Origin of the sequence: Desmonostoc muscorum LEGE 12446, assembly GCF_015207005.2 — a bacterium.
Classification (GTDB): Bacteria; Cyanobacteriota; Cyanobacteriia; order Cyanobacteriales; family Nostocaceae; genus Nostoc; species Nostoc muscorum.
The window spans coordinates 8,811,152-8,823,776 of sequence record NZ_JADEXS020000001.1; the positions used below are offsets into that span (position 1 = coordinate 8,811,152).

13 protein-coding genes are annotated in these 12,625 nt (G+C 42.0%); 5 read left to right on the forward strand and 8 right to left on the reverse strand.

Going from position 1 to position 12,625, the window contains the following annotated elements; translation table 11 throughout:
- Window positions 1-171: 171 nt before the first annotated feature.
- Window positions 172-1,023 (forward strand): alpha/beta fold hydrolase, encoded by an 852-nt coding sequence (locus tag IQ276_RS36075; RefSeq protein ID WP_193917934.1) that lies wholly within the window; start codon window positions 172-174, stop codon window positions 1,021-1,023.
- A gap of 287 nt (window positions 1,024-1,310) precedes the next feature.
- Window positions 1,311-1,895 carry a protoporphyrinogen oxidase HemJ gene (gene hemJ, locus IQ276_RS36080; protein WP_190881595.1) on the forward strand — a complete coding sequence of 195 codons (585 nt, stop codon included), beginning with the start codon at window positions 1,311-1,313 and terminating at the stop codon, window positions 1,893-1,895.
- A gap of 351 nt (window positions 1,896-2,246) precedes the next feature.
- On the opposite strand, the gene IQ276_RS36085 is transcribed toward hemJ, so the two are convergent.
- Window positions 2,247-3,140: a peptidoglycan-binding protein gene (locus tag IQ276_RS36085; RefSeq protein WP_235116297.1), complete on the reverse strand. Its 894-nt coding sequence runs from the start codon at window positions 3,138-3,140 to the stop codon at window positions 2,247-2,249.
- Window positions 3,141-3,520: 380 nt separating this feature from the next.
- Between IQ276_RS36085 and IQ276_RS36090 the strand changes: the two genes are divergently transcribed.
- Entirely contained in the window at window positions 3,521-4,147 is a 627-nt protein-coding gene (locus IQ276_RS36090; protein ID WP_193917938.1) for a hypothetical protein, read from the forward strand.
- A gap of 62 nt (window positions 4,148-4,209) precedes the next feature.
- Here the strand turns inward: IQ276_RS36090 and IQ276_RS36095 are convergent, their stop codons facing one another.
- From IQ276_RS36095 to IQ276_RS36110, 4 genes are all read right to left on the reverse strand, one after another.
- Window positions 4,210-5,958 carry an NAD+ synthase gene (locus IQ276_RS36095; protein ID WP_193917940.1) on the reverse strand — a complete coding sequence of 583 codons (1,749 nt, stop codon included), beginning with the start codon at window positions 5,956-5,958 and terminating at the stop codon, window positions 4,210-4,212.
- A gap of 91 nt (window positions 5,959-6,049) precedes the next feature.
- A complete protein-coding gene (locus IQ276_RS36100; protein ID WP_193917941.1) occupies window positions 6,050-6,796 on the reverse strand; it encodes an NUDIX hydrolase in 747 nt (248 codons plus the stop codon).
- The gene (locus tag IQ276_RS36105; RefSeq protein WP_190878270.1) at window positions 6,757-7,356 is read right to left on the reverse strand and encodes a nicotinate-nucleotide adenylyltransferase; all 600 of its coding nucleotides are present in this window, start codon (window positions 7,354-7,356) and stop codon (window positions 6,757-6,759) included. The genes IQ276_RS36100 and IQ276_RS36105 overlap by 40 nt, the downstream gene beginning before the upstream one ends.
- Window positions 7,357-7,420: 64 nt before the next feature.
- Complete coding sequence (locus IQ276_RS36110; RefSeq protein ID WP_193917943.1) at window positions 7,421-8,836, reverse strand: nicotinate phosphoribosyltransferase; 1,416 nt, start codon at window positions 8,834-8,836, stop codon at window positions 7,421-7,423.
- A 467-nt stretch (window positions 8,837-9,303) separates the two neighbouring features.
- On the opposite strand from IQ276_RS36110, the gene IQ276_RS36115 reads away from it, so the two are divergent.
- Window positions 9,304-9,465, forward strand: coding sequence for a nicotinate phosphoribosyltransferase (locus IQ276_RS36115; RefSeq protein WP_190878275.1), 162 nt, complete (start codon window positions 9,304-9,306; stop codon window positions 9,463-9,465).
- A gap of 428 nt (window positions 9,466-9,893) precedes the next feature.
- Here the strand turns inward: IQ276_RS36115 and IQ276_RS36120 are convergent, their stop codons facing one another.
- On the reverse strand, window positions 9,894-10,298 hold the full coding sequence (locus tag IQ276_RS36120) for an Npun_F0494 family protein (RefSeq protein WP_190878277.1): 405 nt from the start codon (window positions 10,296-10,298) through the stop codon (window positions 9,894-9,896).
- A 191-nt stretch (window positions 10,299-10,489) separates the two neighbouring features.
- Here IQ276_RS36120 and IQ276_RS36125 point away from each other — a divergent pair, with 191 nt between their 5' ends.
- The gene (locus IQ276_RS36125; protein WP_073640521.1) at window positions 10,490-10,927 is read left to right on the forward strand and encodes a peroxiredoxin; all 438 of its coding nucleotides are present in this window, start codon (window positions 10,490-10,492) and stop codon (window positions 10,925-10,927) included.
- An 80-nt stretch (window positions 10,928-11,007) separates the two neighbouring features.
- Here the strand turns inward: IQ276_RS36125 and IQ276_RS36130 are convergent, their stop codons facing one another.
- Window positions 11,008-11,502 (reverse strand): hypothetical protein, encoded by a 495-nt coding sequence (locus IQ276_RS36130; RefSeq protein ID WP_228043130.1) that lies wholly within the window; start codon window positions 11,500-11,502, stop codon window positions 11,008-11,010.
- A gap of 32 nt (window positions 11,503-11,534) precedes the next feature.
- On the reverse strand, window positions 11,535-12,422 hold the full coding sequence (locus tag IQ276_RS36135) for an ABC transporter permease (RefSeq protein ID WP_235116298.1): 888 nt from the start codon (window positions 12,420-12,422) through the stop codon (window positions 11,535-11,537).
- Window positions 12,423-12,625 lie beyond the last annotated feature (203 nt).

The following is a 12,625-nucleotide window of genomic DNA, read 5'->3' on the forward strand; positions in this document are numbered from 1 at the left end:
AGTGGGGAGTGGGGGATGAGGGAGATGAGGGAGAAGAAGGAGCAGGGGAGCAGGGAGAAGGGAGCAGGGGGAAAGAAGTAATTTTTCATTCTCCCCCTTGCCCCCTGCCCCCTGCCCCTCTGCCTCTTGTGCCCCATGCCCGATGCCCAATGCCCAATATAGGAAAATAGCGTGTCAATAACAGAACATAAAATAACTGTAAATTCACTGGAATGGTTTTATCGGGAATCTTCACCAATCGGCAGAACTGACTTAGCGCCTGTATTGTTGCTACATGGCTTAGTTTCACAAAGTTACAGTTGGCGTAATATTATACCAGCTTTGGCGAATCAAGGAACAAGAGCGATCGCACCAGATTGGATTGGTTACGGGTTTTCTGCAAAACCAGAAAAACGAGATTTTGCTTACACTCCTGATGCTTTTATCACAGCTTTAGAAGCATTTATCAAAGCACTAGAACTTGAACATTTTTCTTTAGTTGTACAAGGATTTTTAGGTTCTGTAGGACTACAATATGCTTTGCGTCACCCAGAACAAATTGCCAATTTAGCTATCTTAAATACACCAATTTCAACGGCTGCCAAATTACCCTGGAAAATTAAACAAATGGGTTTACCTTTGGCTGGTGAAATCATGACCCAAGACCCGCTGTTAGTTGACCGGACGCTAGAAGGTGGAAGCCGTTATCGCATCGGAGATAAAGATTTAGATGTTTATCGAAAACCATTTTTGACAACTTCTGCATCTGGTCGAGGTTTGTTAGCAAGTATCCGCAACTTACAACTTGATTCAGCAATGACAGAAATCGAATCTGGCTTTAAAGAATGGCAACAGCCAATTCTGATTCAATGGGGTATGATTGACCCTTGGTTACCCGTAGATATTGCAGAAAATTTTGCTAATTCGGTATCCAATACAGAATTAATAAAACTTAATAACGTCGGACATTACCCTCAAGAACATTACCATGAGACTATTTTAGAAGACCTTTTACCATTTCTGCGTCGTAAAGATGCTCATTGAGAATATACCTCTGGCAAAAATCGATAATATAAAAAGGAGTCAGAATTCAGAACTCAGAATTCAGAATTCAGGAGTCAGAATAAATGAATGGAGGGTTCCAAGTCACCACTAATTTTAGTCCACTAAAGAAAAGATTGAGTGGCGAAATTCAAACATTGTTGCTTGTTAAAACTCCATCCTTTCACTGCTGGACTATTCTGACTTCTGAATTCTGACTCCTGACTCCTGACTCCTGAATTCTGACTACTAAAAATGCATCACAACCACACTGATGGAGATAAAAATTCATGGCTTATTCATGGTTTAAAGCATTTCATATTGTCGGATTTGTAGTTTGGTTTGCCGGTTTATTCTACCTGGTACGTCTTTTTATTTATCACGTTGAAGCGAACCTTGAACCTGAACCAGCGCGAACCATACTGAAAAATCAGTATCAAATTATGGAAAAGCGCCTCTACCATATCATCACTAATCCAGGAATGTATTTGACGATCGCAATGGCCATCGGTTTAATCAGCACTGAACCCGAAGTGTTAAAAGAGGGCTGGTTGCATATCAAACTGCTGTTTGTGGCCATTTTAATAGGCTATCATCATTACTGCGCTCGTCTGATGAAGAAATTAGCAGCAGATGAATGTACCTGGAGTGGTCAGCAATTACGTGCGTTAAATGAAGCACCGACAGTTATGTTGGTAGCGATCGTCTTACTCGCTATATTTAAAAATAATCTACCAACAGATATTGCGGCCTGGGGCATTTTCGCCATGATTATTTTGATGGCAGTCACTATTCAACTTTACGCCAAAAAACGTAGGCAGGATAAAGAGAAGTTGATGGCGCAGATAGGACAAATTCCACAAGAACAAAGTTAGACAACAGTGCCTGGGATATCTCAGATAAAGTAGGGGCACAATATTGTTGACCTGGGTCAACTTTCAGAACTTTTCATTTATTTGAACCACATATTTTGTAGGGGCATAGCATTGCTCATTGGTGTCAACTTAACGTGAAATCCTTGTCAAGACGTGATTCTGAATTCACTCACTTACCATGACTCACCGCGTCACCCCACCCCGGTTTTGTCTAAAGCCAAAACCGCCCCTGCCCTTACCAAGGGCAGGGGTTGGGGGTGGGGTAAAACGTATGTGGGACAATTCTTTGAGCTTAAGTTGACACTAATGAGCATTGCTATGCCCCTACTTTGTGTTGCTTCATCCTCAAAATTACTTCAATAAATCATCCCCAGGAATGACAGTAGTATAAAAGACATAATTTTTATTAGCTAAATAGCGGGGGTCTTGTTTAATTATCGCCATGAACTCTCGATGCCCCTCGCGCCTGCGTCCTACTAAACAACCTGCACTAGCATTCTTAATATCATTTGCAGGAGCATCATAACCGTAGTGTTGATTTACTAAGAAAAGACCTGTATCAACTTTGTCGCCAGTCCGTTGAAAATCTTTATTAAAATCTCGGTAAACAGTAATAGGTGCAACTTGGATTAATGCTTCGTGAGGTTCTGAATTGCCGTGTATGCCAACAGACCAAGATTTGTATTGCCCAAACTTAATTCTGGCAGCACCTCCGGGATTCATAGGGTTATAAGTATAGCGGCTACCTGGTTCTGTAGTTGCTTGCCAGTGATTTACAATTTTAGGAATACCGTCTACTACTTCAATTACAATACGGCGATCGTTGAATTGATTAGGTGTATCGCTGTTGAGAGTCCAGTCTTCATTTACTCCTTCTAAATAAACAATGTTGTATTCTTTGGGGTTAGTGAATACCTCATAATTTTTTGCCTGCATGTATTTGATAATCTTACTGGCAACGTCATTACCAAGTTTTAGGGGAGGTTTAGGAAGTTCCTCTCGTTTAGTTTCAATTAGTTCTTTGGCGGTGACTGCCCCTAAAAAGTCAGTTTCTCCAGTTTTCATTAATTCTTGAAATTTTTTCAGGGCTGCGGCAGATATTGGCCCAAACTTGTCATCGGCTGGAGGATCGAGTAAACCCAAACCAATTAACAGTATTTGAATCTGACGAGTTAATTCTGGATCTTTGCCGATCGCCTCGAATCCCCATTTCTCATCTTTTCCTAAGAAATCTTGTAGTTTCATTATGCACCTACCTTGATAGACTTACTTCTAAGTATAAACATCATTTTCAGGATTGATGTTGTTTTAAACTACACTGCAACTTCTTAATATAATGTTAAAAATTTTACTATTAATTTATCATTGACACACAAAAATTTATATAATTTTACTTAATTTGAAATTGTTTTTTATTTAACGGTATTTAAATATTTATACTTAATTAGGCTTGGATTCACAAAAAGACAGAAATCAACTTAAGACTAGTTTGTGAAGCATAAAATATCAAAAATTTTTGTGTGAAAAAATTAATATTTTGTATAAAAAGTTTCCAAGTACTATAAAAGTAAGATAGTTTTGTCATAACTCGAAAAATCAAGGTTATTCTTGGGTATTTAATAAAAATGGCAAATAAAATACTACTTAGCCTGCTAGATTTAAAACCAGAATATCAGAAGCTTTGGGATACGTGCGAAATCAGACCAGATAAACTCAGCAGTACTCAAAACATAGTTGCGAAAATCAGTGCTAATCGCCCTCGTTACGAAGCATTACAGCAAAAAATTAATGTACCTTGGTACTTTGTTGCAGTCATCCATAACATGGAATCTTCCCTGAACTTCGCCACACATCTGCACAACGGCGACTCGCTAAAAAAACGCACTGTCAACGAACCATCCGGCAGACCACTAGCTGACCCCATCAAAGGCTGGCAGGTTGGATACACCTGGGAAGAAAGCGCCGTTGATGCTTTGACAATGAAAGAATTCAACCGAGTCAAAGATTGGAGTTTGGCAGCACAGCTTTGGCAGCTAGAGAGATACAACGGTGTTGGTTATAGAAAGTACCATCCAGAAGTTCTCACACCTTATCTGTGGTCAGGGACTAACCACTACAACAAAGGCAAGTATGTAGCCGATGGTAAATGGGATGCTAATGCAGTTTCCGCCCAAATTGGTATAGCAGCTTTGTTAAAAGTTTTGATAAAAGAAGCAAATCTTAATATTCAAGAAGACGTGGCGATCGGGTGAGGGGGACGCGGGAGACACGGCAACGTACACAGAGAAGTGTCTTTGCGTCCCCGCATCCTCATTTATTTAATTCGCGGCTGGGCATCTTGTCCATCCGAACAGACTAAGGTAGGCGTGGGTGTGGTTTTAGTTTGGTAGGCGTTTTTGACAGCAACCCAGTTACTGGCAATTGGCATTCGCCAACCAGTTCCAAAGGCGCGATCGGTGATTTTTAAGCCGGGGGGTGCTTGTCGGCGTTTAAATTCAGCCCGCGCCACCATTTGAATTACTCGGTTTACAATTACCGAATCGTGACCGGCTGCGACAATTTGGGCTGCTGATTGGTGGTTGTGAATCAGACGTTGCAAGATATCGTCTAAAATTTCGTAGGGCGGTAGAGAGTCTTGATCTACTTGGCCTGGTTTGAGTTCGGCGCTTGGTGCTTTAGTCAGGACGTTTTGGGGGATGATTTCGTTATTGCGATTTAACCAGTGGCAAAGTGAATAAACGCGGGTTTTGGGAACATCTGCAATGACTGCTAAACCGCCATTCATATCGCCGTATAAAGTACAGTAACCAACTGCCATTTCTGACTTGTTACCGGTGGATAAGAGAAGATAACCAAATTTGTTAGCGATCGCCATTAATAAATTACCGCGAATCCGGGACTGGATATTCTCCTCTGCTAGTCCAAATTCTGTATCTGCAAATAAATTGGCTAAGGTGCGATCGAAGCCTTGCATTAACTGTTCAATTGGTAAAATATCAGTTTTAATTCCCAGATTTTTGGCTAATGCCAAAGCATCGCTAATCGAATGGTCGGAACTATAAGGCGAAGGCATGAGAACACCCAGCACATTTTCTTGACCAAGTGCAGCAGTGGCGATCGCTGCTACTAATGCCGAATCAACTCCGCCACTGAGACCCAAAACTACTTTAGAAAAACGACATTTGCGGGCATAATCTCGGACTCCCAAAACCAAAGCTTGCCAGATTTCCTCATCTTCTGACTCATATCCAGGTGCCACAGAACTCAATTGCAAATCTCGCACCGCCTCGTCAAATTCAACCGCCAACAAATCAGTTTCAAAACCACGGGCGCGACAGATAATTTCACCTTGACGATTCAAAGCAAAACTCCGACCATCAAAAATTAAATCATCATTTCCCCCAACCTGGTTAGCATAAATAATTGGTTGTTGAAAACGCACCGCGCTATGCTTAAGCATTGTTTCACGAAACTGTTGCTTGCCCGCAGTATAAGGAGAAGCAGACAAATTCACAATTAAATCTACACCCAGAATTGCTAAATCAGCAATGGGATTCACTGCATAAGTACGTTTGCCCCAGAATTCCTCATCGTTCCATAAATCTTCGCAAATAGTGACGCCAATATCGATATTATCTAATGTGAAATAATTAGCTTGCAAGCCTGGTTCAAAATAACGACGTTCATCAAATACATCATAAGTAGGCAAAAGTCGCTTGTGAAAAACTTGCTTGACTTGGCCATTTTCTAACAAAGCGATGCTGTTAAATAAATTTTTCCCACCAGTAATATGAGCTTTGATATTTTGTTCGACAGTTCCTACCAACACAGCTAAATTTGCTGGTAAATCCTGGGCTAAGTTTTGTAAAGTTATATTCATAGCTTCTACAAAACTAGGATTTAGTAATAAATCTCGTGGTGGATAGCCACACAAAGAAAGTTCAGGTGTAAGCAACAAACGCGCACCACCGGATGCAGCGCGTTGTGCCGCTTCTAGGATTTTTTGGGCATTTCCTAGTAAATCACCAATAGTCGGATTAATTTGAGCGATCGCTATTTTCATTTTTTTAGTTATTAGTCATTGATAATTGGTTATTAGTCATTAGTTTTTCTTTGCGTCTCCCTCATCTCCCTCATCCCAGATTAACCGTTCATTAAATAAACACCAAAGGTTTATCTTTCAATGGGGCAAAAGCTTCGGCATCAAACTTATACAAACTAGCCGGACGACCAGCACCCCGTGAGACTTTAATTCCGGTATCGGATAAGAAACCTAACTTCAGTAAACGCGCCCGAAAATTAGAATAATCGGAAAAATTGTCACCTAAAACTGTGCTGTATAACTGATATAAATCATTTAAAGTAAACATTTCTGGCAAGACTTCAAAAGCCACGGGACTATACTCCAATTTATTTCGCAAGCGTCTATGTCCATAGGTCAAAATTTCGTTATGATCGAAAGCTAATTGTGGAACTTGTTTAACTGGATACCAAGCTATTCCTGTGACGCGATCGGCAATTAATTCGGCTTCTTCAAATCGCACAAGGGCAAAATAACTAACTGATAGATAGCGCACACCATAGCTATCTGTTGCTTCCCGTGGGTCACGATTTGGGCCTCCAAAGGTATAAAGTTGTTCTAAATAGAGGTTGTTGACCTTAATTTTCTCTGCCATAATGCGGTAGGCGGCATCTTCTAAAGACTCTCCTGGACGCACCAAAGTACCCGGAAGACTCCAATGATTTAAAAATGGTTCTTGCTGCCGCATTACTAACAGAACTAACAGCCGATTTTGTGCAGTATCTACAGAAAAAATAACATTATCAACACCAACCTTGAAATCGGCCAAAGGTTGTTGATTTAGCGGAGTTGGAATCTTTTTTTGCTGGCGTCCTGGCATTCGTATAAATGCTCTCGATTAATATAAGCAACTACAGGGGGAGTCAGGGCTTGAGAATCTCCATGTTCGCGGTAAGCTGTTGAGGAAATATCTAGACCAGTTAGACTAGCGATCGCCATTTTGCCTCCCAGGTTTTGTATTACCTCCAAGCTAGACTCATCTATTACATATCCCGGTCGCGGCACAATTAATAGTTGCACTTCCTGTAACAAATCTTCAATGCAATACCAACGTGGTAGCTGAGTGACTAAATCTGAACCAATTACTAATGTTAATTCAACGTCATCACCCCAACGCAATTTTGCTTTCTCCACTGTTTCCAGCGTTCTGAAGCTACTCAATTCTTGTTCCAAAGCAATATTTTGCCGTGGCGCATCGATATCCGCAATCAACAATTGCAGCATTGCCGCCCGATGCTGTAAAGGTGTTTGATGGGACTTAAATGGATTATCTGCTGCCCAAACCGCTACCCAATCATAACCCTCAGACAGCCAACTCAGAATTTCCTGATGTCCAGCAGTTGGCGGATCGGCACTCGTTCCAAACAAAGCAATTCTCATAGTAATTCGTAATTCGTAATTCGTAATTCGTAATTCGTAATTAAGACACACTCAAAGAGTACTTTTATCTCTGTGTTCTCTGCGCCTCTGCGGTTGGTTTTCTAGTCTCTTGAGTCAACACCTGTAAACCCTGAGAAATTTCCACTTCTACAGCCACAGGGCGATCCAACCGTCGTGTCTGTTCTGGCAAACTGGCAACTGAGGCAGCAGTTCGCTGACGAATTGTTTCCAAACTCTCCAGCGGTTGCACCCATTTACCCTGCTGGACTACCAACTGCAATAATGGTTGTTCTTCCAAAGAACTTTCACCCAAAAGTCCCAACCTGTCTGCTTTTACCTTACCTCCTATCAACGAGCGAAAAATCTGCTTGCGTCCTGGATAAGTTACCTTGCCACTTGACTCCTTCATGACTGGAATGCCATCAATGTCTACAAGTTTGTAAACTCCATTTACGGGGGAACCTGTAACTAATCGTGTCCCCAGTCCGTAACCATCAATTTCTGCCCCAGCAGCTTTGACTCTGGCAATTTCCCACTCGTCCAAGTCGCCACTAGCAAAAATTGGCACACCAGGAAGTAGCGATCGCACCTGTTTTGATAAGGTAACTAAATCTCCTGAGTCCAATCTCACGCCTGTTAATTGCATTTCCCCGGAATTGACTTTTGCAGCTAAGCCTTGGGCAGCAGCAATGGTATCGTAGGTATCAATCAACAATGGCGCACCCGGAAAATATCGGTGAAATGCACTAAAGGCTTGTTCTTCAGTGCCTTCGATTGCTGATAGCGCCATGACCAAGGCGTGTGCCATCGTACCACTTGGCTTTTTTCCCAGTTGTAGCGCTGCTAACACATTGGAAGTGGAATCTAAACCACCTGCCAAAGCCGCCCGCGCCGCCCACAAAGATGCTTGGGGACTAAAGGCGCGTCTTGTGCCAAATTCTAAAAGTGTTGCTGACTCTCCAGCCACATCCCGCAACCGTGCTGCTTTTGTGGCAATCAAGGTCTGGTAATTAATAGTATTTAAAAGATAAGTTTCCACCAATTGTGCTTGCCAAAGAGGTGCTTCCACCCGTAAAAGTGGCTGATTGGCAAACACAGCCGTACCTTCTGGTACTGCCCAAACATCGCCGGTAAACTTGCCTTGGGCTAACAACGACCAAAAGCGATCGCTTGCGTGAGCAAAAATCCCCGTCGCCTGTAATGCCGCAATTTGCGATGGACTAAAGCGAAATTTTGCCAAATATTCCAACGCCTGTGCCAAACCCATTGCAATTAAATAACCAAAATTCTCTGGCAAGCGTCTGACAGACAACTCAAAACTTGCCCGTCGTTGTTCTATACCTTCGCCTGTGTAACAAGCCGCCATCGTCAATTGATAAAGGTCAGTCAGCAAGCTGTAGTCATCTGCACACAGGTTTAGTTCCTGGTTTTGCTGGGTTTGCTGTTTATGTACATAGTCTAAATCTGGGAAAGTTGTCATGCCAGAGCTTCCTTATAAGAACGCTTCTTTCATTTATGGTAATATTTACCATAAATAATGTCAACTCCTAGCAAATATACTTCCGGTACGACTGCATAACAGTAGATTTACAGCCATATTAATATTAACTTCATAAATTATTTCACATTTTTTAATAGTAATAGCTAGTAATAGTGTGAATTGGATAAGATGAATAGTAATATCTTTTCACCAAATGCCTGATACAGATACATAGGTAGGGGCGTAGAGCTGTACGCCCCTACAGATGGGATTGAAGACAAAACTAAGTTATAATTAGTAAATAAGGAAAAAATTTTGACTTTTTCACAAGCTAAAGTATTGCAAACTTATCTGAATAAAGATTGCATAGATTCTCAATATATTGAGAGTTACAGCTAGCCAACAAAATCAGGGTTAGAGTATAGGTATCAAAACTAAAGTGACTCAAAAAATAGGAGTCCAATAATATGACTATTTCCAATATTTCCCAAATGATTGCTAACGTAACCCAGTATATTTCTGAAGCTGCAATGCGGATTTTTGGGCCTAATGATGATGCTTATCCTACTATTGGCGTACAACCTTTTACAGGTGAACCTTACAAGAAAGGTACAGCCGAAACTTGGTAGCTACTTATTAAGTAGTTAGGTGTAAATCAATCAAATTTTGCTACTAGGAACTAAGATTTATTTGATGTTTAACCCAAGTGTATTGGCTTATAGACCTTGGGTGTAGGGGCACAGCATTGCTGTGCCCCTACGACAGATGTGGTTTTTCAAATATCCATATTTGGTATTTCCTGTCAACAAAATTCGGTAGGTTTAAGTCGCCGGCAACTTTGCAAGCCGCAAGTTTTGTGGCGGGGTCTAAATCCCCGTTACAAAACTGTACTTACGACTTGCGACTTCTTTAATATAGGACTCATATTTGATTTTTGAACAAAACTCAGTACACTTTTATTCCTTCTTCCCAGTCCCCAGTCCCCAATCCCCAGTCCCTTACCTCTACGAGTGATTCAGAAATCAAATCGGATTCCTATAGGCTAGTTCACAAGTCCCTAAAAGGGTAACCGCAACCAACGAGTTATCACATCGTATAAACGATCGCGCCATGACGGTGTGCGCCAATTTTTCCCCTGGTATTTTTCTATCAACTGGCGTCCTAAGGGAGTGAGGCGAAAACTATCTGTAATTCCCTGACCATCGACTTCTCGGCGCAATACACCCACTTCAATCAGCCAGCCCAAGGTGTTGTCACATGCTAATTCTGACAAAGGACGCTGAGTATAGCCCTGCTTTAATCCATTTTCCAGGGCGATCGCACTCAATGACACACTCTGGTGTCGCATGACTTCAAATAAAGACGGATTAAAGGGCGAACATATTAGCGATCGCTCCGCTCTTTCTACTGTGCTGGGAGGATAGACAAAAGTTTTTGGGTTTTGGGAATCAACAGGAGGCATTGTGTATGGGGAGAAATTTTTCTTTCAATAAAAATTAATTTCAGAATATATTTTTGCACCAGTTACCTCATCTAAGCAGAATTTAGTTACCTAAAATATAGTTATGTTATTTTTTAGTAAATATATTTAATCATTATAAATTAATGTAAAATTTCAAGTGCATCAACAATCTGAAACAGGAAAGGTTAATTATGCCTCTAGCAGTTGGTACGGATGCACCTGCATTTACCGCCAAAGATACAAACGGCAACACAGTCTCTTTATCTGATTTTGCTGGGAAGACAGTTGTTTTGTATTTTTACCCCAAAGATGACACTCCAGGCTGCACCAAACAAGCCTGTAGTTTTCGGGACGCCCAATCTAAATATCAAAGTAAAGATGTTGTAGTACTGGGAGTCAGTGCAGATGATGAAGTCTCTCATCAGGCATTCACCCAAAAATTTAATTTGAATTTTCCTTTACTGGCTGACACCGACAAATCCCTCATCAAAGCTTTCGATGTGGATGGCGGCGGTTACGCCAAGCGCGTCACCTACGTAATTGGGCCTGACGGCAAAATTACCCATGTTGACGCTAGTGTAAATACCACCACCCATGCTGAGGATGTTTTAGCTGCACTTGGGCTGTAGTTTTTTGCCTGATAACTAAGGATTTTTGAAACGTCTAACGCCAACCCCAAGCCTTTGGGGTTGGCGTTATTGATTTGAATTCAGTTACCTGATGGCAATTTAAACGATGGTAACTGTGGGGTTGTTTGCCGTGCTTGTTGGCATTGGAGTGTTTGTTGTTGGTTGGCTTTCAAAGGAGCTGCTGTTGCTGGTTGAGATGATGATGTCGGCGACGCCAATGCAACCGATGGCGATCCTGCGGTTGTTGATTGCGCTTGTTGACGACATTGGAGTAATTGTTGTTGTCTGGCTCTAAAGCCTGCTGCGGTTGAATCTAGTTGTTCGTTCTGTTGTTGAGAATTCCAGTTGAGAGTTCCGAAGTTTGCCCGATGAATCAGATCAAACATGTTGAAATTATCTGAGTTCGAGCGGGAGAAAGGATCGGTATTTTGGTCTGTTGTACTATTACTAGGAAAAGCATCCGCTGGGCTGCTGATCTGAGCTGAACTGGGTTGAGCCATCAGCAAAGGAGCAAAGCTAATTCCTGCTGCGGTAGCCAAGAAGAGTCTAGCAATTTGTAAAAATGGTTTTTTCATGGATTTTGACTCGAAAATTGCTCTATCTTATCTTAAGCAAGAGTCCGTCGTAGTTGGGGCTGAATGCTAACTAAGGCGACAACGGCAAAGCCAAACAACACCAACAACGCCCCCCCAAAGGTAACATCACCCCAAGGAGCCTGCATGACTACACTATCCAAAGCCCAAGTATTGTGCAGATAGAGGTAGCGAATGGGTTCGATCGCATAGCTGAGGGGATTCAAGGTAGCCACAACTTGTAACCAGTGAGGCATAAAGGATAAAGGAGCCAAAGCGGTACTAGCAAACAATAATGGTAGGTTTGTAACAAAAATTACCGCAATCAATTCAATGTGACCGGGTAAGGCAAAAGCCAAGCCCAGGGAAATGGCTGTCACACCCAAAGCTAAGAGGAAAACAATTAAAGCGATCGCACCCAAACCAGCTGCATCAGGTAGTCCCGCACCTAAAAACGCTGCTGCTCCTACAATCACCGCTGCTTGCAGTAAACTTTGGCTGATGATGAAAATTGCCGAAGCAAAGACAATGGAAAACCGTGATGCTAAGGGTGCTACCAGCAAACGATTCAAAAAACCGAACTCGCGGTCAAACATTACAGGCAAACCAGCATTCAGCGCTCCAGCGAAGGCTGTAAACACAATTACTCCAGCAGCCAAAAATTGTCCGTAATTTGTCGTACTGCCAAACAAGCCCTTGGGTGCATTTTGGAATAAAGCGCCAAACAGCACTAACCACATGACTGGCTGAATAATCCCAGCGACTAATGTCGAGGGACGCCGTTGCAATTGAATAAACAAGCGACGAGTTAAAGCCAGCGTCTCTTGTACCAAGTCACCGAAAAAATTAGAAGCAGGATTAGCATCTGCTTGTGGCGACGCTAGCGGTTGCCAATTGATATCAGATTTAGGAGTAACACTCATAATAATTTTGGATTTTGGATTTTGGATTTTAGATTGGGAGTTAGGAGTTGGGAGTTAGGAGTTAGGAGTTAGGAGTTATTTTCCCATTTCCCTTGTCTTCCTTGTCTCCCTCATCCCCCAATACTGCTCGGTTAAGGAATTTCTTGGTTGAGGCAAGCAGGGGGAGCAGGGGGAGAAATGGGGGCTGGCGTTGAGTTTTGCCT

Bases quoted from the DNA above. Each gene is read 5' to 3' on its own strand.
- IQ276_RS36125 (WP_073640521.1), top strand. From the start codon at position 10,490: ATGCCTCTAGCAGTTGGTACGGATGCACCTGCATTTACCGCCAAAGAT.
- hemJ (WP_190881595.1), top strand. From the start codon at position 1,311: ATGGCTTATTCATGGTTTAAAGCATTTCATATTGTCGGATTTGTAGTT.
- IQ276_RS36115 (WP_190878275.1), top strand. From the start codon at position 9,304: ATGACTATTTCCAATATTTCCCAAATGATTGCTAACGTAACCCAGTAT.
- IQ276_RS36085 (WP_235116297.1), bottom strand. From the start codon at position 3,140: ATGAAACTACAAGATTTCTTAGGAAAAGATGAGAAATGGGGATTCGAG.
- IQ276_RS36130 (WP_228043130.1), bottom strand. From the start codon at position 11,502: ATGAAAAAACCATTTTTACAAATTGCTAGACTCTTCTTGGCTACCGCA.
- IQ276_RS36120 (WP_190878277.1), bottom strand. From the start codon at position 10,298: ATGCCTCCTGTTGATTCCCAAAACCCAAAAACTTTTGTCTATCCTCCC.
- IQ276_RS36135 (WP_235116298.1), bottom strand. From the start codon at position 12,422: ATGAGTGTTACTCCTAAATCTGATATCAATTGGCAACCGCTAGCGTCG.
- IQ276_RS36095 (WP_193917940.1), bottom strand. From the start codon at position 5,958: ATGAAAATAGCGATCGCTCAAATTAATCCGACTATTGGTGATTTACTA.
- IQ276_RS36110 (WP_193917943.1), bottom strand. From the start codon at position 8,836: ATGACAACTTTCCCAGATTTAGACTATGTACATAAACAGCAAACCCAG.
- IQ276_RS36105 (WP_190878270.1), bottom strand. From the start codon at position 7,356: ATGAGAATTGCTTTGTTTGGAACGAGTGCCGATCCGCCAACTGCTGGA.
- IQ276_RS36090 (WP_193917938.1), top strand. From the start codon at position 3,521: ATGGCAAATAAAATACTACTTAGCCTGCTAGATTTAAAACCAGAATAT.
- IQ276_RS36100 (WP_193917941.1), bottom strand. From the start codon at position 6,796: ATGCCAGGACGCCAGCAAAAAAAGATTCCAACTCCGCTAAATCAACAA.